The sequence below is a fragment of the Achromobacter seleniivolatilans genome, assembly GCF_030864005.1.
GTDB classification, from domain to species: domain Bacteria; phylum Pseudomonadota; class Gammaproteobacteria; order Burkholderiales; family Burkholderiaceae_B; genus Achromobacter; species Achromobacter seleniivolatilans.
Map to the genome: position 1 here is coordinate 6,050,670 of NZ_CP132976.1, position 20,211 is coordinate 6,070,880.

Sequence of the window (20,211 nt, forward strand, 5' to 3'; positions counted from 1 at the left end):
CCACAGGCTTGGTGATCTCTCATACGCTTAATCGAATGAGAGCGAAAAAAGTAGAAGCGGAAACGAGATATTTTTTTTGTGGCGCGCAGAATTCAAGCGGGTTCGATACTTATCCACCACGACCAGCGGCGCTGCACCCGTATGGGCAGCACTTGTTCCAGCATGTGCAGGGCCCGCTCAGGTTCGGCCAGCGGAAACCCGCCAAAAACGGGCAGGTTGGCGATTTCCGGCGCGGCGCCCAAGTGGCCCCGAAAGTACGGACGCAGCTCGGCCACGACCTCGGACAGCGGGATGTGGCGGGCGACCAGCAGGCCGCGGGACCACGCTTCGCGGGCGGGATCGGCGTCGGCGGTATTGGCGATGGCATCGCGTGAGAATCGCACCTGGCGTCCCGCAGCGATGACGGCCCGGTTTTTGGTCGCTGCCGGACTGACTTCGACCGCGCCTTCGTAGACGGCCAGGAATGTCTGGTCTTCTTCCAGGCGCACGGAAAAGCGGGTGCCTAGCGCCTGTAGCTGGCCCTGGGGGGTCTGGACATAGAAGGGCCGCGGATCGCTGGCCGTGTCGATCAGGATCTCGCCACGCAGTAGACGCAGGCTGCGCTGGCCGTCGCTATAGCCGTTGTTGAACGCGCTTAGCGCGTTCAACCACACACGCGTGCCGTCGGATAACACCATTGTGCGCAGCTCGCCGGTGCCAGTATGAGCATCCGCCGTCCAGGCGTAGAACAGATCAGGCAAGGGTGTGTAGCGTGTGGCGCCCCAGCCCAGCAAGGCCGTTCCGGTGAGCAATCCCAGGCTACGCAAGACCTGCCGCCGCCGTATCGTGTGCGACTGTTCATACGCCGCAATTGCATTGCCCCGCTCGGGACTGGACTTAATGGGTTCAAACCGATGACTGATGCGCTCGACGTATCGCCAGGCTTCGCGATGTTCGGGTGCCGCGGCCAGCCAGCTTTCCCAACGCCGCTTGTCATCAGCATTCGCCTCGCCCGAACTCAGAACGGCAAACCAGTGCGCTGCCTGGTTCAACGCCTGGTGTGGCACTGCGGCAGGCATTGAACCCGTGCCAGTGCTCACAACGCGACTCTGGGCCCAGGATGCGGCGGAAACCATCCACCTCCTGGCGTATCCGCCACGGCCAGACGTGCTTCCAGTTGCAGGCAATGCAGCATGGCCTGCGCCACATAGGTGGTGACACTGCGCGTGGACACATTCAACTCACGCGCCACCTCTTTGTGCGTCATATCGCCAGCGACGGCCATAACGAACGCGCGTGCGACCTTGACGGGCAAGGTGCGCAACATGGTGTCGATCTCGCTCAATGCCTCAAGCACGATGGCCTGGTGTTCTGCGGAAGGCGCTACCGCTTCAGGCTGCGCGGCCAGCGTTTCAAGCCAGGCCTGCTCGATGTTGCGGCGGCGCCAGAGGTCCACGCACATGCCGTTGGCCATGCTGCGCAGATAGCTGCGCGCTTCGGGGGCGCTGCCGAAACGCCGGGGAACCTGGATCAGCTTCAGAAAAGCATCATGCGCAAGGTCGGCCGCGTCGGCCGCGCTTCCCAATCTCCGGTGCAGCCAGCTTTGCAGCCAGCGGTGGTGGTCGCAGTACAAAGATACGAATTCCGCTTGGGAAGCCTGATTGGGCACGGTGCATTCCAGTAGGGCGCGGGTCCTGGAACTCCAAGCCGCAAATAGGAATGGATATTATTAGCATCTTTACAAATCTGCAATACGCACCGGAGACTTCAACGGCGCCCGATCAGCCGGCCGGGCGCGCACTAGTGATTTTCTTTTGCATGATTGATCGTGTACTTGGGAATATCGACAGTAAGGTCTTGTTCCCCCACGATGGCTTGGCAACTCAGGCGCGACTGCGCCTCCAGGCCCCATGCCCGGTCCAACAAATCTTCTTCGTTCTCGCCAGCCTCATTCAGCGTGTCCAAGCCTTTGCGCACGATGCAGTGGCAAGTGGTGCATGCAGCGCTTTGATCACACGCATGTTCTATTTCAATGCCGTGATCGAGCAGGGCTTCGCAAATGGATGTCCCTGTTGGCGCATCCACAACAGCGCCTTCTGGCGCAAGAGTGGCATGGGGCAGAACGGTAATTTTTGGCATGTAGGCTCGCTATCCTTGTCGATCTGCTCACCCGGGTTTCCCCGCCCGTGAGCTTGCATCGAACCAAGGCTAAACGTGCCCATCGTTGCAAGGTCAAGCCTGAGCTGTCGCTTCTAGCCGGCGTGTTCCCATTGCCCAGAGTCTGGCCGCAGCGTCGCGCGCGCCCCGTTTACCCAAACCTGTTCCTGATCCAGCTGCGCTGCGGTCTGGGGTTCGACGTCAAAGGCGACTCCAAGCGCCGTCGCGACGCAAGCCGCTTCAATTGGCAATTCCCAGGTCAAGAACAGCTGCGACCAGTCTTCCGCGCTGGCAAAGTCGCCTTCGTCAAAATCATTCTTCTGCCGTGCAATGACGCCATGGGGCTGACACGTATCGAAGATCATAGCGGTGCCGCGTTGTAGCGGGATGCGATGCCCCGAGGCGGGGAAGAACACGTCCAGCCCCTTGTCTTCACTCAGGAAAAGATTGCAAAAGGCCGCGCTGCCATATTGCCCGCCGTCGTGGTGGTACCGCGCGCCGCGGCATGCCATGAGCGCGATGTCGCTGTCGGCCAGCACGTCAGGCAATCCCAGCGTATGCGTCCAAGCCTGCATGGCTTGAAGACAGCGATTGAATTCTGGCCAGCGCGCTTGCGTTCGCGCCAATGGCATTTGTTCGACGTCTCCGGGTTCCAGGCACAAGCGCGTTGTGATTTCTCTTTGCCAATCGGCAATCAGGCGCGCAGGCACGTCTGGCACATCGACCGTGCCGGTCAGAATAATGTTGCCCACGCTGCGGCTGCGGATGGCGTCGCCGCTCCAGAAAAAAGAGGTAAGACGATCGTGCATGCGAGAGGGCTGGGCCGTGGAGATACGTTGAATCATTTGGGTTGTGCGCGCGGGTTCAAGCATGACGCGCGCATTCGTGCGGGGGGGCTAGCCCCCCCGGTTGTCGTAAGCCGCTTCCTTGCCTTCGCCATCGTCCATCGCGGCGCGGGCCCGCTCCATCAGATGCTGCTTCAATTTCGTCAACGCATCGGCTGGCCAATCGCGCACATCCGTTACGGCCACCCAGGCGTCTACATAGTGCTGCGGGGCATACACATGGCCATAGCCGATGGGCGTATGCGTGCTGACAGACATGTCCAGCGCAAGTTGCAGCATGGTCACTACGGGATACCAGCGCAGGTCGGGTGATACGTCTGGGCCATAGGGCGGGTCCATCCAGGCCGGACGGCGGTACAAATCGCGATAGTCAAAAAAGGTGACGGCGTCGCTGGCATATTGCAGGTAGACAATACGCATCGGGCCCCATGGGGCATCGGCGGGCACGGGCGAACCGTTCTGATTCATGAAGCGCACGAAGGCGCCATCACGTAATTCGGGCAGCCAGGCTGGTGACCCGGGGTTTCGTGCATTGGTGATGGCGCGCCAGACTCGGCTTTCGAACGGCGGGCCGCTCCACAGCGCGCCCTGGATCGGGTCGCCGATCATTTCAAAGAGTTCGGCGGAACCGGCGGAGTTCATCGCGCCCAGGCTCAATCCATGCAGGTACAGCTTGGGCCGCTGGCTTTGCGGCAAAGCGGTCCAGTAGTTGTAGACCTCCACGAACAAGGCACGTGCCGCCTCCGCGCCATATTCCGGCTGCGCCAGCAGCGACAGCGGGCTGGACAGGTAGGAGTACTGCATGGCGACACTGGCCACGTCGCCGTGATGCAGGTATTCGATGGAATCCATGGCTGCGGGATCGATCCAGCCCGTGCCGGTGGGGGTAACCAGGACCAACACCGACCGGTTGAAAGCGCCGACGCGCTTCATCTCGGCCAGTGCAATCTTGGCACGGTCCTGCGGGGTGTCGGCGGCGCGCAGGCCCACGTAGACACGGACAGGCTCTTTAGCGTCTTGCCCCGTCTGCGCCTTGATCTCGGCGGCGCTTGGGCCGGATGCAATGTACTCACGGCCAGCGCGGCCGAGTTGAGTCCACTTGACCAGGGAATCCGGACCTCCGGTCTTGAAGGCCGCAGTAGGCTGAGGGCGCTCGGGCTCAAGCAGTGCATCGTATTCCCGGAAAGACGCGTCCAGCATATGCAGCGCCGCACGGAAGAACACATTATTGGCCAACGACCAGAAGAGCAAAATCGCAATCGCTGCGCCCACCACGTTGGCGACGCGCCGGGGCACAACGCGGCGCACCTGTCTGGATACGAATCGGGCGACCCGTTGGAATAGCCGGGCCAACGCCAGCAATACGAGGAAAGTGATCAGCGCCGTAGCGCTGACTTTGAAGGGATGGGCGCTGGTGACAGGCGCCATCTGCATCAGGGCCCGGATCGTGTTTTGCCATTCGGCTGCGCGCCACAAGAACAGGATGACGACCGTCAGGCACAGCAGGGTGATCACGGCATTGATCACGCGGGCGGCGCGCGCTTTGGGTTCGGGCAGTTCCAGATAGGTCCAGACCCAGTGCCACAGCACACCCAGCCCATATCCGGCGGCAAAACACGTGCCAGCCAGAACGCCTTGGGTGAGATAGGTACGGGGTACCAGCGTGGGAGTCAAGGACGCGGCGAAGAATAGCGTGCCCAGGATCAGGCCAACGCCAGACAGCGATTCCAGATGCGGCCGAAGAAAGGCGGGCAGGTGTCGTTGCAGAGAGGGCGGCAAAGGCGTTGTCCTGGTCCAGGGGCGTTTCGCTGATTCTCGCATAGGCATGGCGCGTTTCACCAGACGGACAGCTGCGCTTGCCGTCGTGTCAGGTTCGCGCAAAACGAATAAAGTTCACCTCAGACCCGCTGACGCATTCGCTGCGGGCGCATATTAAAACTGGAGACGGGATGGACACGGTAAGCAAGCAGGGCGCCAGCGTGCGCGAACAGGTCAGCGCAACAGAGTGGCAGATCCGCACGGACCTGGCGGCCTTGTACCGGCTGGTAGCGCTGTTTGGCTGGGACGATCTGATCTTTACGCACATCACGGCCAAGGTGCCGGGCACCGAGCACTTTCTGATCAATCCCTACGGCATGATGTTCGACGAGATTACGGCGTCCAGCCTGGTCAAGATCGATCTCAACGGGAACAAGGTCATGGAGTCCGAATACGACATCAACCCGGCCGGGTTCACCATACACAGCTGTATTCACGCAGCGCGCAAGGATGCCATGTGTGTGTTGCACACGCACTCCATCAATGGCGTGGCGGTGTCGGCGCAGAAGGCGGGTTTGCTGCCCTTGTCGCAGTTTGCGTTCATTGCGCTGCGTTCGCTGAGCTATCACGACTACGAAGGTTTGGCGCTCAATCCGGAAGAGCAGCCGCGTCTGGTGCGCGATCTGGGCGCCAACAATTATCTGATTCTGCGCAATCACGGCCTGTTGACCGTGGGGCAAACGATGGCCGAGGCGTTTCAGGCCATGCACCGGCTGGAAGCCGCCTGCATGGCGCAGGTGCGCGCTCAGGCCGGCGGCGGTGAACTGATCTACATCCCGCCGGAGGTGCTGGCGCGGGCGGCAGTGGAATCGCCGGCCGACCGGGCGCATAAAGCAGCGCTGGCCTGGCCGGGCTTGCTGCGCCGTCTGGACCGGCGCAATCCGGGCTACGCGGAATAAGCGGTTTGGGGCCCTGGTTGGGCCCCTACGGCTTTTATTTCAGGTTGACGCGCAAGAACTTGGCGCAGTCGGGCAGTTTGGCCGTGGGTTCATACACCGAAGCTGCTGCCTGCCACTGGTAGGTCGCGGTATAGCTGCATTGCCTGTCGGTTACCGGCGTAAGCTGCGATGCACTAATAGTGGGCTTGGCCGTTGCATCGGCCTCTCGGCTGACGCCTACGGGCACGCGAGTCGCCTGGGTGGTGACTTGCAGATCGGGATAGTTCTTGCCGGCGTCCGCTTTCTTGCCCGGTATCGCTTTCAGCAACGCCTGGAAGTGATAAGTGTCTGAGCAGTGGCCGTCACGCTTTTGCTCTTCGGTTTGATTGGAGCAGCCGCGAATCGACGCATTCGTGGAATACGGCGTGACGAACACCAGATTGGAACCCGGTTGTTCGCCCAGGCTGACTTCGTACAGGTAAAGATCCTTGCGCGTGAAGCTGCCGCCAGAAATCGGCGTTTCCAGCTTGTAATCGGGCTCAGCCGGACCAATCACGCCGACCAGGGCGCGTTCTTCATCCAGCCGGATCAGTTCAGGCCATACCGTGAAGTGCGTGAAATCGGGCACATCCGGCGCGTCCCAGAAGCGGCGGTCAGCGCGCAAGGTGCGGCTGGTGGCGAAGGGGCCATTTTCTTCAAAAGTGCCGTCCGTTTTAATGCCCACGCACCAATCGGTTTGCGCATTGCAGTAGAGCTTGTTGTCTGCGTTCAGCTTCAAGGGCTCGGCGGCATGCGCTACGGCAGCAACTGGCAACGCGGCAGAGATCAGCAAAGCAAATACTTTTTTCATGGTCATCCTGGGGTTGCGAATAATGCCCAGGCGCATTATTGCTTGCCGGACACCCTGTAAATTTTGTTTTAGTGAGTATTTCGGACAGAACTTTTCAGGCTGCGTATGCGCGTGCCGTGGCTGTCTGTTTGACGTGTTGTCATGCGCAGGGCGCAAGCCGCTCGTAGCTGGGCGCCTAGTCTGACTGGGAACTGAATTATAGTGTTTGGGCTCTTATCCCTTGCGGTCGCCACTTGCTGGCGGCACGCGTCCCCATCCCATAACTAGGAGCCTCAATGAAGCTGATCCCGACCCTGCTGCTGGGCGCAAGCGCGCTGCTCGCGAGTCTGCCTGCCGCTGCCGCGCCAGTGACCTACGACTTGGACCCCTCGCATACCTATCCCAGCTTTGAAGCCGATCACTTTGGCGGGCTGTCGACATGGCGCGGGAAATTCAATCAGTCCCGCGGAGTAGTGGTGTTGGATCGCGAGGCCCGCACTGGCACGGTGGACGTCACCGTCGACATCAAGTCGGTGGACTTTGGCCACGACGAGATGAACCAGCACGCAATCGCTCCCGATATCTTTGACGCGGCTCGCTACCCCACCGCTACTTTCAAGGGCACATTCACCAAGTTTGATGGAGACCGCCCCGAAGAAGCCACGGGCGATCTGACCCTGCGTGGCGTCACGCGGCAGGTCAAGATGGACATTGACGATTTCAAGTGCATTCAGCACCCGATGGAGAAGCGCGAAGTGTGCGGCGCTGACGTGTCCACAAAGTTCAGCCGCAAGGACTTCGGGCTGAATTTTGGCCTGGATATGGGATTCAAGCCCGAAGTTGAATTGAAGATTCAAGTAGAAGCCGGCCGGCGCCCTTGATGGGCAGGCAAGCGCAATCAGTCCGGGGTATCGGCTTCTACAAGACGCGCCAGCTGCATCAGTGAATCCTGCCAGCCCAGGTAGCACATCTCCACAGGGATAACGGCCGGCACCCCTTCCTGCACGATGGTGATGTCCGTGCCGCAGGCCACTTGCCGCAAGGTAATGGTGGTCTGCATCTGGCCGGGCAGGTTCGGGTCGTCGAACTGATCCGAATAGCGGATCTTTTCAAACGGAACTAGTTCCAGGTATACGCCGCCAAAACTCTGGCTGATGCCGGTGCTGAAGTTGCGAAAGGACATCTTGTGGGAGCCGCCGGTTTTAGGGTCCAGGTGATGGATCTGACAGGTGTAGCCGTACGGAGGCAGCCATTTCGCTACGGCATCGGCTTCAAGAAAAGCGCGATAGACGCGTTCCGGCGGTGCGCGCAGAACGCGGTGAAGATTGATGGTTCCGGTGGTCATGGTGTGATCGCCTTTCAGTATGAGTGGATCGTACTGACACGACGAACCGGCGGCACGAAAATCGACAAGGTCTGCGGCTAGGGGAAACCCGAGGTGCTGGGTTTTCAGGCCCGCAATTGCGCGAGATAGTCCGCCAAGGCCTGCGCGTGGCCACGCTCTGCGCGCAAGCCAATATGGCCATCTGAGCGGACCACAAGCAGCACCATGTTGGTAATGCCCAGTTTTTCCGCTGTTGCGGGATCAAGGTAGGCGTCCACATGCGGATCTGACGCACCGGGTTCGACGGCGTTTGCTGTGATGGAGATCACGATGTCGATGATGGACCGGTCCGCAAGCTCAGCCATATCGCGGCGGGTTTGCGCCAGCTCGGCCGGGGGCGTGGAGGCGCCGCCGATGAGCAAGGCCGTGTGACCACGGCGGCGGGTGTAGTGGTGCAGGCGGCCGGGTCCGCCAACCACGTCCCGGATGGCAATCTGATCCGACAGCCGCTGGCCGGGCCAAACGGCCGGGTGCGGATCGCCCATGACTATGGGAGATCCGGCGTAATCGATATCCAGCTCGGCCTCTGCAACGGCTTCGTGGTGCCGGGTGGCCGGATCGGCGAATGCGGTTCGGATCGCCTTGTCGCGGTCCTTGCGCTCTTTGTCACCGGAGACCAGCTGCGCGCTTTCGGCAGCATCGCCCGACGCCATCACCTGATCCGCCACCGGGCGCCGCTCCGCGTGATAGCTGTCCAGCAGCTTGTCTGAACAATGCCCGTGGCATACCAACGCCAGCTTCCAGCCCAGGTTGTAGGCGTCTTGAAGACCGCTGTTCATGCCATGGCCTTGCGCCGGGCTGCACGTGTGGGCGGCATCGCCTGCCAACAGCACGCGGCCCGCGCGGAAACGCTGTGCGACTTTGGTTTGGCAATCGAAGCGGGTGGGATGCGAGACATCGATGAAGCGAGACTCGGGCAGATAGCGGTGCAGTGTGGATAAGGCGTCGGCGACCAGGTCGGACTCGGGCGCGCTGGGTCGTAGATAGACCCGCCAGCGTTGGTCTGGCAGGGCGGTCAGAATGACGGGAATCGGGTCTAGATAGGCGTAGTTCGCTTCGAAAGACGCCGGCCAATCGCTGATACCCGCATCGAATACTGCCCAAGGCTGATTGATGTCGTGGCCCTCTTGTTCGATGCCGGCAAGTGTGCGCACCGTGCTGTGATGGCCGTCACATCCAACCACCCACAGCGCAAACACCTGCGATGAAACGCCTGCATGCTCAATCGTGGCAAGCACGCCATCGTCCTGCGCTTGCAATCCGACCAGCTTGGTTGCGCGTGTGACAGTGCCGCCATGCTGGACGAGGTAGCTTGTGAGCAGCGCTTCGGTGACTTCTTCCGAAATACCGATATTGAACGGATACCGGCTTCCGCATTGGGCCAGATCGATTTCACCCAACACGGCGCCGTCTGAATGGATGCAGGCCCGCCGCTGTTTGACGCCCGCTGAAAGCAGCGGCTCGGACAAGCCCAGCGTGTCCAGTATTTCCAGCGACCGGGGATGCACGACGGTTGCGCGGTCCCAATCCAAGGGGCGCTCATGCGCATCAATCAATAGGCACTCAACGCCGCGCCGTTGCAGTTCAGCTGCTGTGAGCAGGCCTGCGGGGCCTGCACCAACCACCAAGACAGTCGTCGTCGCAATTGCCATGTCGTGTCCTCAGTCGCGGGATCGTGGTGCGCCGCCGTGTCCAAAGGCGGCCTGCCCAAAAAAATAAATCAGGCAGATGCCATCGTCAACGCTTCTGGAATGGCCAAAGGATGGAGTCAGGGCTGAAATTTTGCATGACGGTATGGTTGCCCCGGTATGAATGTCCCGCGGCCAGAAACGGCAAGGGCCGCTATTCGCGGCCCTTGCCATGTTGCCGTCGCGCGTGACGCGCGCGGCCTTTGGAATCAGTAAGCGCCCATGTAGTCGCGCTTGCCGACTTCAATGCCGTTGTGACGCAGGATCGCGTAGGACGTGGTCACGTGGAAGAAAAACTGCGGCAAGCCATAGTGCAACAGATAAGCGCTGGCCGACAGCTTCTTTTCCTTGGGCGTGCCCGGGCGCAGCACGATTTCAAGCGCTTCGCTTTTCTCGAATTGTTCCGGCGTGAACGAGCCGACGTGTGCCAGGGTCTTGGCGATCAGCGCTTGCAGGTCGGCAAAGGTGGCGTCGGTGTCGGGCCAGGACGGAACCTCGGCGCCGGCCAGGCGGGACGAGATGCCTTTGGCGAAATCCGCGGCGATCTGCACCTGACGCGACAGCGGGAACATGTCGGGAAACAGACGCGCGCCCAGATAGGCGTTCGGATCAATATTCTTTTCGGTGGCATGGGCCTCGGCCTTCTTCAGCACGTCGGACAACGCCGACAGCATTTGCTTCAGAACGGGGACGGATGCGGTGTACAGGGGACTGGTCATCATAAGTCTCGCAGGGTTAGGCGGGCGCGGGAGATACCGCGCGGGTGGGGCAAGACTACCACCTTGATAAGAACCGCTGGTCAGCCCCCGCGTGCCAGCCGGAATCTCAAACGGTTGCCTGCTGCGAATACGGGGTCAGAGTTCTCATTTTGTATTTTTAATGTTTCCGAAAACTTCTGAATCCTAGGGTTTACTCGGGTTTTGCCCCCTCATTTCCGCAAGCTATAAACCTTTATGTATTTTTTTTGTATTTAAGGTCATGAAAATAGCGCTGATTGGATGTGGGGAAGTGGGTGACTGCTACGCGCAAGCCTGGCTTGAGGGCGGTCATTCGATTGTTGGCATTTGCGAGTTGCGTCAAGACGCGGAGATGCAGGCGCGCGTGCGTGCGCACGGCAGCACGCTGCACAGCGAACCCGGCCCGTGGCTGGCGCAGGCGGACATCGTGGTGTCGGCAGTGTTTGGCCATTCAGCGCTGGCGGTTGCCAGGCAGGCCCTGCCGCACGTACGGCAAGGCGGGTCTTATGCGGATTTCACGACGGCAAGTTCGGCCGACATGCGTGCGGGGGCTGAAGACGCCGCGCGGCTTGGCGTGCCGTTTATCGACGTCGCCATCATGGGGGCGATTGCGTTGCTGGGTGCGCGCACGCCGCTGCTGTGCGCCGGCGTGGGCGCGGAATCCGTGGCCGAATTCACGCGCACTTGCGGCGCGCCCGCGCAGGCGATTGACGGCGAGGCTGGCGATGCCGTCCGCCTGAAGCTGCTGCGCAGCATTATGACCAAGGGCATGGAAAGCCTGGCGGTGGAATGTATGGTGGCTGCCGAAAGCATGGGCTTGCGCGCATCGCTTTATGAAGTGCTGTCCGATATGGACCGCACGCCGCTCACCACGTTTATCGATTCGTTTGTGCGCTCGCATGTGTTGCACGCGCCGCGCCGCCTGGCCGAAGTCCGCGAGGCGCGCGAACAACTGGTTCAAGCCGGCTTGCAGCCATTGGTGCTTGACGGCGTGGAACGTCTCTTTGCCCGCACGGCGCAAGGCATTGCCGCTGCGCGCGAAGCCGGTACTTTCGATGTGGCCGATTCCGTGTCGGCCAAGCTGGCGTGGCTGACGCCCCTGGCGCGTCAGACCTGAACGGTCAGACAGATCACCCGGCACTCAACAACACAGGCCCCGCAGAGGGCCGATCCATCTAATAAAGCACGAGCGAGGAAGACTATGAAACCCCTGAAGAATCTGCTGGCGGCCACCCTGATGGCCGCTTGCGCGTCGGCTGGCGCGGCCGACATGGGCTCGGCCCCGATCACCTTGATTTCGCCATTCCCGCCAGGTGGCGGAACCGATACCTTGACCCGCATGATCGGGTCGGCGATCGGCCAGGACACGGGCTGGAACATCGTGGTGGAAAACAAGCCCGGAGCGGGCGGCAACCTGGCGTTGGACGCGACGGCCCGCGCCAAGCCCGACGGCCACACGCTGGTCATGGCGCAAACCGACAACATCGTGCTGAACCCTTGGCTGTACCAGAAACTCAGCTACGACACGTTCAAGGATTTCAAGCCTGTTGGTCTGGTCGCCTCTTCGCCCAGCGTGTTCGTGGTGGTGCCCGAGTCTCCGTACAAAACGCTGGACGATGTGGTGAAGGCCGCGAAGGCGCGTCCGGGTCAGGTGTCTCTGGGTATCCCGGGCATCGGCGGCAGCGGTGATCTGATCGGTCATCTGTGGCGCAAGGCGGCGGGCATGGAACTGATGCATGTGCCGTATCGCGGCTGGTCGCAGGCATTCCCTGATCTGGCCAGCGGCCGCATTGATCTGTACACGGGATCGGTGGCGTCCCTGCTGCCGCAGATCCGCGGCGGCAAGGTCCGAGCGCTGGCGGTGGTGGCGGATGAGCGTTCTCCCGCTTTGCCGGACGTGCCCACCTTTGTGGAAAGCGGCTTCAAGACCATCAACCAGACCATCTGGTGGGGCCTGATGGCGCCGGGCAAGACGCCGGATGACGTGGTCGCCACGCTGAACCAGGCGTTGAATAAATCGCAGGCCAACCCGGAGCTGGTGAAGAAGCTTGAAGACTCGGGTTACAGCGTCATGACGGGCACCCCGGCCGACCTGGGCAAGCGTCATCGCGCCGACCACGACATCTTCGGCAAGGTCGTGCAGGAAGCCGGTATTCCTAAGCAATAGACAGACTGAATTCAAACAGGCTTTGCAGGAGAACCCTAATGATTGGTTTTGAGATTCACCCGCGCAAACGTGCGGTCAGCAGCGAGTTTGTTGAAAAGTTCCGCAGCGTTCCGGTAGCGAATATCAGCGATTGCATGTCGCGGATGACGGCGGGCGGCGCGCGGCTGCGTCCCATGCACAATGGCAGTCCGCTGGCTGGGCCGGCACTGACGGTGCGCACGCGTCCAGGCGACAACCTGCTGGTGCACAAGGCGCTGGAACTGGCCCAGCCCGGCGACGTGGTGGTGGTGGATGCGGGCGGCGATCTGACCAATGCCATCATCGGCGAGATCATGACGACGTATGCGCAAACACGCGGCCTGGCCGGCATCGTGATCAACGGCGCGATCCGCGATTGCGCAACGATACGCCGCAGCGCATTCCCGGTGTACGCCGCTGGCGTCACGCACCGCGGGCCTTATAAGGATGGCCCGGGCGAGATCAACGGCGTCATTTCGCTGGATGGCATGACGATCGAGCCGGGTGATCTGATTCTGGGCGACGAAGACGGTCTGCTGTCGTTGCCCTACGATCAGGTCGCCACGCTGTATGAAGCCGCAGCGGCCAAGCATGTGATCGAAGAGCAGATGCTGGCGCAGATTGCCGCCGGCACGCTGGATACGTCGTGGATTGATGCGCGTCTCAAGGCTCAGGGTTGGAAGCCATAAACCGCTGAACCAAACCGCTGAATCAAACCGCTGGCGCAGGCGCCGGCGGTTTGCGCTGACTGCGAAACAGCAGATGGGTTGCCGTCAGGTGAAAGCGCATGGCGATGTCGGCGCAGGCGGGATCACGTGCGCGCAAAGCTGCAATGATCTGCCGGTGGTGTTCCACACTGCGCAGCATGTCGTCTTGCGTGTAGAAGTAGAACGAGCCGATGATGATCGGCATGTCCAGCAGGTTTTCCACCATGGTCCGCACGCGCGCGGATTGCGCCGCGTCCAGCAGGGCGTGGTGAAAAAGGTTGTTGCAGTGCTGCACGCGGGCGACCTTGTCCGTGTCGTCCGAGCGGATGGCATCCAGCATGCTTTGGTTGATCTGTTCAAGATGATCAATCTGTTCGGGGGTTGCGCGTTCGGCGGCCGTTCTGGCGGCATAAGGTTCGAGCAGCATGCGCAGTTCGAACGCCTCGTTGATGTCGCGATCCACCCACCCCAATACCACCGCGCCACGGCCGCCTTCGCGTTTGACGAGGCCATCAGTGACAAGCCGTTCAATGGCGCTGCGCACCGGCGTGCGGCTGACAGAAAGCTCTGCGGCAATGTGTTCTTCGCGCAAGCGTTCGCCGGGCAGGAATACGCCGGACATCAGCCGGCGGCGGAGTTCCCCGTAGACAAGGTCGCGGGCGCTGGTCATGGTGGCGCAGGGTTCCTGATGACGCGAAGAGTTTCAGACTATACCCGAACGCCGCGCCAATTCAGCAGCTGAACGGGTAGGTCAGTTTCGATGATAATTCGCCGCGTTCGCTAACCGATTTCCACTCGCTGTCCTGCTTGAGCCGGACCATGCCGCAGCCCAAGTTGGTGAATTGCGTGTAGGGTCCGCCAGGCAGCTCTTGGCCCTGTGCATTTACGATCCGATAGGGGGCGCTTGCGGCGTGCGTATCCTTCAAAATCGATACCCCCGTTTTGAAGGCAAAGACCAGGTCACCGCTGATATCGCTGGCCGTGCGGGTCATGACGGGCGCGCCTTTTTGCACGGACTTGCGGTAGATCTGCGTCATGCCGTCTCTGGAATAGGCGAAAAAGGCGCTTTGGTCCGAATTTTTCGTCACGCAGTAGCCCGAGGTCTGCATCGTTTGCGCTTGCGGAAGCAGCGGCTCCATCCGGGTCGAATACAGGCGGCATTCCCTTGCCTGGGCATCGACGATTTCCAATATGGCGGGGCTGGGTTCTTTCTGCCCGGGCGCGGCGGGAATCCAGTCGTAGATCATGCTCACCCGATCAAAGCGCGGCAGGGTCGCGGGCGTGCCGTCTTCGGTAAAAAGGTGCAGGCCGTCGGGGCCTAGAGCGGTCAGAAAAGTCTGCCTGGGTTTTCCGTTCTTGACCGCGGACGTATCAGCCAAGGCGCCTATGCCCAGCCATGTGGGCGGTATCGTTTCTTGCAGCGTGTGCAGGTTGAGCAATCCAATCGCATTGTCCGATGCCGCTACCACCCGCAGGTACGCGGGCAGTGAACCGGCAGGTTTCACTTCGTGCGCCGAAAACTGGGTGGCGTAAAGCCTGCGCGATGCCGCGATTTTCTTGCCGTGCTTGAACATCACATACCCGACGCTATCAGCGGCGCTTGCGCTTGATCGGCGCAGTACGAGGCGTGAGGTGCCTTTGGGGGCGTTGGCGTCCGAGTAGTCCTCTTCTACGGACGTGAATGGCGCCACGCCCAACGAGCGGCCGTTGCCGTCCATCAGCACCCCGCAGCCTTGCCGGTAAGCGGCGAACCCGGTGGACTTGCCGCCCAAGCTGACGGGCTCAATGGATTCGTACTCGGTCCGGTCCGCCTTGGGCAGGCGTTTAAACACGAAACGCTGCGACCCCTCCGCTTGAGTCAGGGGCTGCACGGCCTGGAACCAGGGTTCATTGCGCTCCAGGCTACCTTTGTACCCGGTGGGCTCATATCCCGAATAAGGCTCGGCAGCAGTCGAATTCAAGGCTGCCGGGTCAGTCACGCATTCAGTGGCAAGCGCGGCGGGCGCCCCGTATGCAGGCGCGATGGCCAGGGCCAGCAGGGGCCAAGCCGCCAGGTGGAAAGAGCGCAGTGTCATCGGAGTATCGGCAAGGCGATAAGAATCGGGCGATCAGGGTAGCAGGCCAGGCGAGGGTGCTGGGCCGCTTGCCTGTAACCGCTTGGCGCCTGACTCGACGGGCTGTGTCTATAATGCGAATCGTTATTGTTACCTTGCAGCGCAGTCCTAGACGTGTCTCCCGCATCCAATGCTATGAAAGGCCAAGCCGTCGAGGACCTGTATCGCGTCCATCATGGCTGGCTCGTCAGCCTTTTGCGGCGCAAGACGGGCAACGTAGATCAGGCGGCGGATCTTGCGCATGACACGTTTGAACGGGTGCTGCGCGACGATATTCTTGCGATCATGGCTGCGCCCAGGGCGTGCCTGACCAATATTGCACGCACACTGACCATCGGTTATTTTCGCCGCGCGGCTGTCGAGGCCGCCTATTGCGATGTACTGGCGCGCCAACCTATAGAGGTTGCGCCGTCGCCGGAAGAGCAGGCTTTGGTGGTCGAGGCGGTGATGGCGGTATGCGCCGTGCTGGATGGCCTGTCGGTACACGTGCACCGGGTGTTCATGCTGTCGCAGGTACAGGGTCTGTCGCAGCCGGAGATCGCCCGGGAATTGGGCATCTCGACCAATGCCGTGCAGAAGGCGCTGTCCAAGGCCTTGCAGCATTGTTATCTGGCGATCTATGGCTAAGCCGCGATGCTGCTGACCCGCGCTAAGGAGGATCTGCCGGTTGATCGCAAGCGTCTGGCGCAGGCGGCGGACTGGATGGCGCGCCTGCAGGGCGCGACCGATGAGCACACGGCGGCCGCCTGTCTGCGATGGCGTCAGGACCATGCAGACAACGAAACCATTTGGCAGCGTTTGTGCGCAATGCGTGGCGATCTGGCTGCCACCTGTGGCGTGGCGCCTCCGGCAGTCGCCGTCGAACTTATTGAGCGGGCCGCAGTGCAGCGCGCACGGCGCAATGCGCTCAAGTGGATGGTGACCGGGGGGGCAGTGACGGGGCTGGCGTGGGCGGCCGAACCGATGGTGCCGTGGCCTGTTTTTCTGGCGGATATTCACACCGGAACGGGCGAGCTGCGCACGATATCGCTGAATGACGGCACCAGCATTGTCATGGGGCCAGGCACGGCGCTGGATCTGCGAGTGAATACGTTGCCGCGATCCATCGTGCTGCGTGCGGGGGAAATTATGGTCACTAGCGGCCGCCCCAGCGCTTCGGGTCCGATTTCGGTGATGACCCGTGACGGCGTGCTGACCCCAGCCGGCACGCGCTATTCCGTGCGCGACAACGGCGATGACCGGGGTTATGACATTGCCGTTTTCGAAGGCGCCGTCGATGTGCTGGCGCGTGCTGATGGCCGGGTGACCCATGTGCTGGCCGGCCAGCGGACCGCGTTGCAACCGTCTGGCGCGGGCCCGGTTTTGCCGTTGGCGCGCGGCGAGGACGCCTGGACGCAGGGCATGCTGTTGGCGGATCGCATGCCCTTGGGCGAATTCGTTGCGCGCGTCGCCCGTTACCGGACGGGCGTCTTGCGTTGCGACCCTGCCATCGCAAACCTTGAAGTGGTGGGCACTTATCCGCTGACCGATACCCAGAGCATTCTCAATATGCTGCCGCGAGTCTTGCCCATACAGGTGCATTACCGCACGCGGTACTGGGTCACGCTAGGCGCTGCGGACTGACGGCGCAGGAAAGTTGTTACAGGAAAGGCGGAAATTCAGGTCTCAAGCGAAAGAGAGAGAACCGCGCCGCAATCTCGGTGCAAGTGCTTTCGATCCCAGACCAGGAACTCTGAACTATGGCCTTTACCCGAGCCGCCACTCACACTCTGCTTGCTTCGGTATTGCTTGGCGCAATCATCCCCACCTTATCAACATCAGCAAGGGCGCAAGCGGCACCCGGCGAGCAGCGCCGCGCCTACCGCATCGACGCCGGCGGCCTGAACGCCGCTCTGCTGAGTTTTGGCGCCCAGGCCGGAGTGCTGATTGCCAGCGATCCTGCGGTTACCTCCGGGGTGCAAAGCCCCGGCGTGGATGGGGTGATGACGGTCAAGGACGGTCTGGCAGCGTTGCTTCGCGGCACGGGCCTGGAAGCCTTGCCCGAGCGTGACGGGTTTCGCCTGGTCCGGGTGCCAGCGCCTGCCGTGACGCAGCTAAATGCCGTCACCGTAGTGGGCCGGGCCGGTGCCACTGAAAACACGGGTTCCTTCACGACCAGTTCGGCCACGGTCGGGGGCAAGACGGCACAGGCTTTGCGCGAGGTGCCGCAAAGCGTGTCGGTCATTACACGGCAAGAGATCGAAGACCGGCATCTGGTCAGCCTGAACGACGTCATGAGCGCTACGCCAGGCATTGCCATCTTCCAGGGAGCCATGCTCAGCAGCAATTATTTGTCGCGGGGATTCGCGATCGGCAATATGCGCGTGGACGGCGGCGCGTCGGTCTATCGTTCTTTCGGGGCGGATGACGACATGGCCTTCTATGACCATGTTGAAGTGCTGCGCGGCGCTGACGGACTGTTTGGAGGCGCCAATGAGGCGGGCGGCACGATCAATCTGGTGCGCAAGAAACCGACGCCCGAACTACAGATCATTGCCCAGGCGCAGGTGGGTAGCTGGAACTACAAGCGCACCGATCTGGATGTCAGCGGACCGTTGACTGAAAACGGCAAGCTGCGCGCGCGCGGCGTGCTGGCCTATGAAGACAAAGACTTTTTCTACCAAGTGGCTCATAGCCGACGCACGCTGGGTTACGGGATTCTGGAAGCCGATCTGACGAGCGACACCACGGCCTATATCGGGGCGTCTTATCAAAAGCGGGACTCGTCATACCAAGGCTATGGACTGCCGCGCTACGCGACGGGGGAAGATCTGAAACTGCCCCGCGACACCTATTTGAGCGGCGCCGACGATAAGGCGGTCAAGACCATCGTCAACGTGTTCGGCCATGTGACGCAGCGCCTTTGGGGCGATTGGAGCGCCAACCTGGACATCAATCAGGAGAACTCCCGCCAGGATCGCTTCGATCATTATTTTTCGGGTGCGATCGACCCGTTGACGGGGGGCGGGCTGTTTGACGCCGCCAGCGATCAGAACGAACGGTTCAAGAACACCTCGATCGATCTATCGGCCAACGGTTCCTTTGGTTTGTGGGGGCGGCGCCATCAGGTAGTGGTGGGTGCCAGCTGGGAGCGATTTCGGCCCAACTCCTATGGCGCCAAACCCTCCAATCGCGGTCAGGCGGTTGACGACATCTTCACGTTTGATCCAGACGATTATCCACGGTCCACTGATTTCATCCCGATGTGGTATCAAGCCACCGACATCCGGCAAAGCGGCTTGTACGGATCGCTCAGGATGCATCTGGCGGACCCCGTTCACGTCATCGTGGGCGGCCGCTTGAGCCGGTACGACTACACGTTCACGAACCAGAACTTGAATGCCGCTGGCGCCGTCCAGACGAGCTCCGTGACCAAATATCAGGACAACAATGTCGTAACGCCTTATGTGGCCGCCACGTTCGATCTGAATGAAACGTGGACCACCTACGCGAGTGTTGCCGAGACGTTCAAGTCGCAGGCAAACAGCTTGCAAGGCCCCGCACCCGGCAGTCCGCTTGATCCCGTGACGGGCCGCAATTACGAGATCGGCTTGAAGGGCGAACACCTGGATGGCAAGTTGCACAGCGCATTCGCCATCTACCAGATCGAGCGCAAGAACGCCGCCGTGCGCGATACCGCCTATCCGGCCAGTAACGCAGGCAATGGCAACACGTGCTGCTTCTTGCCGAACGGGAACATCGTCAGCAAAGGCTTTGACGCGGAACTGAGCGGCGAACTGGCGCCCGGTGTGCAATTGACGGCCAGCTACAACTACAACCAGAACCGCGACCGAAATGCTACAGGCGGCAGCTATCAGCCGTTGACGCCCAAGCATATGGCGAAGATCTTTGCTACCTACCAGTTGCCGGGCGATCTGCACCGCTGGAAGCTGGGCGGGGGCGTCAGCATCCAAAGCGCCACCTATGTCAGTGGCAGCGCCTTTTTGCGCAACGCGGATGGCAGCCTGAGCAAACAAAGCACGCCGTACAAGTTCACGCAGCCGGGTTACGCCATCTGGAATGCGTTTGCCGAATATCAGATCAGCGACAACTGGGCAGCGCAGCTTAACGTGAACAATCTATTCGACAAGACCTACTACAGCACCGTGGGCTATCTGGACTATGGCAATTTCTATGGCGCGCCCCGCAACGCTGCCCTGACGATCAGAGGCCGGTTCTAAGCCATCGTGTTTCGGCGCTGGCAAGGGCAATTTGACAGACTGCACCCAGATTCGGCAATAATAACAATTACTATTTCCAATATCGTGTGTGTGCAGTTGTCCTGCGTCAGCCTGTCAGGCGGCAATGGCTTGATCAAAAGGCTCGATTTTGAGTACGCCGGGATGCGTCTTTCCTACGACCGTCGAAACGCTGTATTGCGACCACCACTCCTGGCTCAAGGGGTGGTTGCGCAGGCGCCTGGGCAACGCGGATCACGCTGAAGATCTGGCGCATGACACTTTCATCCGCCTGCTCAGCAGCGATCGGGTTCCTTCGGTTCTGAGCGAGCCGCGCGCTTTTTTGACAACCGTCGCGCAAAACCTGCTGTCCAACCATTGGCGGCGCGAAAAGCTGGAACGCGCTTATCTGGAAGCCTTGGCGCAGGCGCCACAGCCGATGAGCTGGTCGCCCGAAGACCGTGTGATCGTACTGGAAACGCTGGTGGAACTGGACCGGCTGCTGGACGGTCTGCCGTCTATTGTGCGGCGCGCCTTTCTGTTGTCGCAACTGGACGGAAAGACGCATGGGCAGGTGGCCGAGGCGCTGGCTATTTCCATTCCCACCGTCAAGCGTTACATCGTCAAGGCCATGCAGCGCTGCTATTTCGCCGATCTTTCGTTTACGGGATAG

The 20,211-nt window shown here is 61.1% G+C and carries 20 protein-coding genes; 9 read left to right on the top strand and 11 right to left on the bottom strand.

The features are described 5' to 3' along the window. Positions 1–92: 92 nt before the first annotated feature. The 5 genes from RAS12_RS27280 to RAS12_RS27300 form a co-directional block, all read right to left on the bottom strand. A complete protein-coding gene (locus RAS12_RS27280) occupies positions 93–1,079 on the bottom strand; it encodes a FecR domain-containing protein (protein WP_306943326.1) in 987 nt (328 codons plus the stop codon). Beyond that, positions 1,076–1,648 carry a sigma-70 family RNA polymerase sigma factor gene (locus RAS12_RS27285; protein ID WP_306943327.1) on the bottom strand — a complete coding sequence of 191 codons (573 nt, stop codon included), beginning with the start codon at positions 1,646–1,648 and terminating at the stop codon, positions 1,076–1,078. Before RAS12_RS27285 ends, RAS12_RS27280 begins: the two co-directional genes overlap by 4 nt. 131 nt (positions 1,649–1,779) lie before the next feature. Beyond that, positions 1,780–2,118: an ISC system 2Fe-2S type ferredoxin gene (gene fdx, locus RAS12_RS27290; protein ID WP_306943328.1), complete on the bottom strand. Its 339-nt coding sequence runs from the start codon at positions 2,116–2,118 to the stop codon at positions 1,780–1,782. Positions 2,119–2,231: 113 nt separating this feature from the next. Further along, positions 2,232–2,981, bottom strand: coding sequence for a hypothetical protein (locus RAS12_RS27295; protein ID WP_306943329.1), 750 nt, complete (start codon positions 2,979–2,981; stop codon positions 2,232–2,234). 51 nt (positions 2,982–3,032) lie between these two features. Then, positions 3,033–4,760 (bottom strand): alpha/beta hydrolase, encoded by a 1,728-nt coding sequence (locus RAS12_RS27300; RefSeq protein ID WP_306943330.1) that lies wholly within the window; start codon positions 4,758–4,760, stop codon positions 3,033–3,035. A gap of 170 nt (positions 4,761–4,930) precedes the next feature. Here RAS12_RS27300 and RAS12_RS27305 point away from each other — a divergent pair, with 170 nt between their 5' ends. After that, positions 4,931–5,698, top strand: coding sequence for a class II aldolase/adducin family protein (locus RAS12_RS27305; RefSeq protein ID WP_306943332.1), 768 nt, complete (start codon positions 4,931–4,933; stop codon positions 5,696–5,698). Positions 5,699–5,732: 34 nt separating this feature from the next. Here RAS12_RS27305 and RAS12_RS27310 read toward each other — a convergent pair whose 3' ends face one another. Beyond that, entirely contained in the window at positions 5,733–6,527 is a 795-nt protein-coding gene (locus tag RAS12_RS27310) for a hypothetical protein (RefSeq protein ID WP_306943333.1), read from the bottom strand. 275 nt (positions 6,528–6,802) lie between these two features. Here RAS12_RS27310 and RAS12_RS27315 point away from each other — a divergent pair, with 275 nt between their 5' ends. After that, entirely contained in the window at positions 6,803–7,387 is a 585-nt protein-coding gene (locus tag RAS12_RS27315) for a YceI family protein (RefSeq protein WP_306943334.1), read from the top strand. A 17-nt stretch (positions 7,388–7,404) separates the two neighbouring features. Here the strand turns inward: RAS12_RS27315 and RAS12_RS27320 are convergent, their stop codons facing one another. The 3 genes from RAS12_RS27320 to RAS12_RS27330 form a co-directional block, all read right to left on the bottom strand. Then, positions 7,405–7,851 carry an SRPBCC family protein gene (locus tag RAS12_RS27320; protein WP_306943335.1) on the bottom strand — a complete coding sequence of 149 codons (447 nt, stop codon included), beginning with the start codon at positions 7,849–7,851 and terminating at the stop codon, positions 7,405–7,407. A 104-nt stretch (positions 7,852–7,955) separates the two neighbouring features. After that, positions 7,956–9,542, bottom strand: coding sequence for an FAD-dependent monooxygenase (locus RAS12_RS27325; RefSeq protein WP_306943337.1), 1,587 nt, complete (start codon positions 9,540–9,542; stop codon positions 7,956–7,958). 245 nt (positions 9,543–9,787) lie between these two features. After that, positions 9,788–10,297, bottom strand: coding sequence for a DUF1993 domain-containing protein (locus RAS12_RS27330; RefSeq protein ID WP_306951645.1), 510 nt, complete (start codon positions 10,295–10,297; stop codon positions 9,788–9,790). Positions 10,298–10,556: 259 nt separating this feature from the next. On the opposite strand from RAS12_RS27330, the gene RAS12_RS27335 reads away from it, so the two are divergent. The 3 genes from RAS12_RS27335 to RAS12_RS27345 all read left to right on the top strand — a co-directional run bounded on the left by RAS12_RS27335 (position 10,557) and on the right by RAS12_RS27345 (position 13,189). Next, a complete protein-coding gene (locus tag RAS12_RS27335; RefSeq protein ID WP_306943339.1) occupies positions 10,557–11,432 on the top strand; it encodes an NAD(P)-dependent oxidoreductase in 876 nt (291 codons plus the stop codon). An 84-nt stretch (positions 11,433–11,516) separates the two neighbouring features. Continuing rightward, positions 11,517–12,482, top strand: a complete 966-nt coding sequence (locus RAS12_RS27340) for a Bug family tripartite tricarboxylate transporter substrate binding protein (protein ID WP_306943341.1) — start codon at positions 11,517–11,519, stop codon at positions 12,480–12,482. Between the two features lie 38 nt (positions 12,483–12,520). Next, entirely contained in the window at positions 12,521–13,189 is a 669-nt protein-coding gene (locus RAS12_RS27345) for an RraA family protein (protein ID WP_306943343.1), read from the top strand. Between the two features lie 22 nt (positions 13,190–13,211). Here RAS12_RS27345 and RAS12_RS27350 read toward each other — a convergent pair whose 3' ends face one another. Both RAS12_RS27350 and RAS12_RS27355 read right to left on the bottom strand, forming a co-directional pair. Further along, entirely contained in the window at positions 13,212–13,877 is a 666-nt protein-coding gene (locus tag RAS12_RS27350; RefSeq protein ID WP_306943345.1) for a GntR family transcriptional regulator, read from the bottom strand. 61 nt (positions 13,878–13,938) lie between these two features. Further along, on the bottom strand, positions 13,939–15,282 hold the full coding sequence (locus tag RAS12_RS27355; RefSeq protein ID WP_306943346.1) for a hypothetical protein: 1,344 nt from the start codon (positions 15,280–15,282) through the stop codon (positions 13,939–13,941). Between the two features lie 174 nt (positions 15,283–15,456). Between RAS12_RS27355 and RAS12_RS27360 the strand changes: the two genes are divergently transcribed. The 4 genes from RAS12_RS27360 (at position 15,457) to RAS12_RS27375 (ending at position 20,211) form a co-directional block, all read left to right on the top strand. Then, entirely contained in the window at positions 15,457–15,948 is a 492-nt protein-coding gene (locus RAS12_RS27360) for a sigma-70 family RNA polymerase sigma factor (protein ID WP_306943347.1), read from the top strand. A 6-nt stretch (positions 15,949–15,954) separates the two neighbouring features. Next, positions 15,955–16,944, top strand: a complete 990-nt coding sequence (locus tag RAS12_RS27365) for a FecR domain-containing protein (protein ID WP_306943349.1) — start codon at positions 15,955–15,957, stop codon at positions 16,942–16,944. 116 nt (positions 16,945–17,060) lie between these two features. Further along, complete coding sequence (locus RAS12_RS27370) at positions 17,061–19,541, top strand: TonB-dependent siderophore receptor (RefSeq protein ID WP_306943350.1); 2,481 nt, start codon at positions 17,061–17,063, stop codon at positions 19,539–19,541. A gap of 148 nt (positions 19,542–19,689) precedes the next feature. Beyond that, positions 19,690–20,211, top strand: a complete 522-nt coding sequence (locus RAS12_RS27375) for a sigma-70 family RNA polymerase sigma factor (RefSeq protein ID WP_306943352.1) — start codon at positions 19,690–19,692, stop codon at positions 20,209–20,211.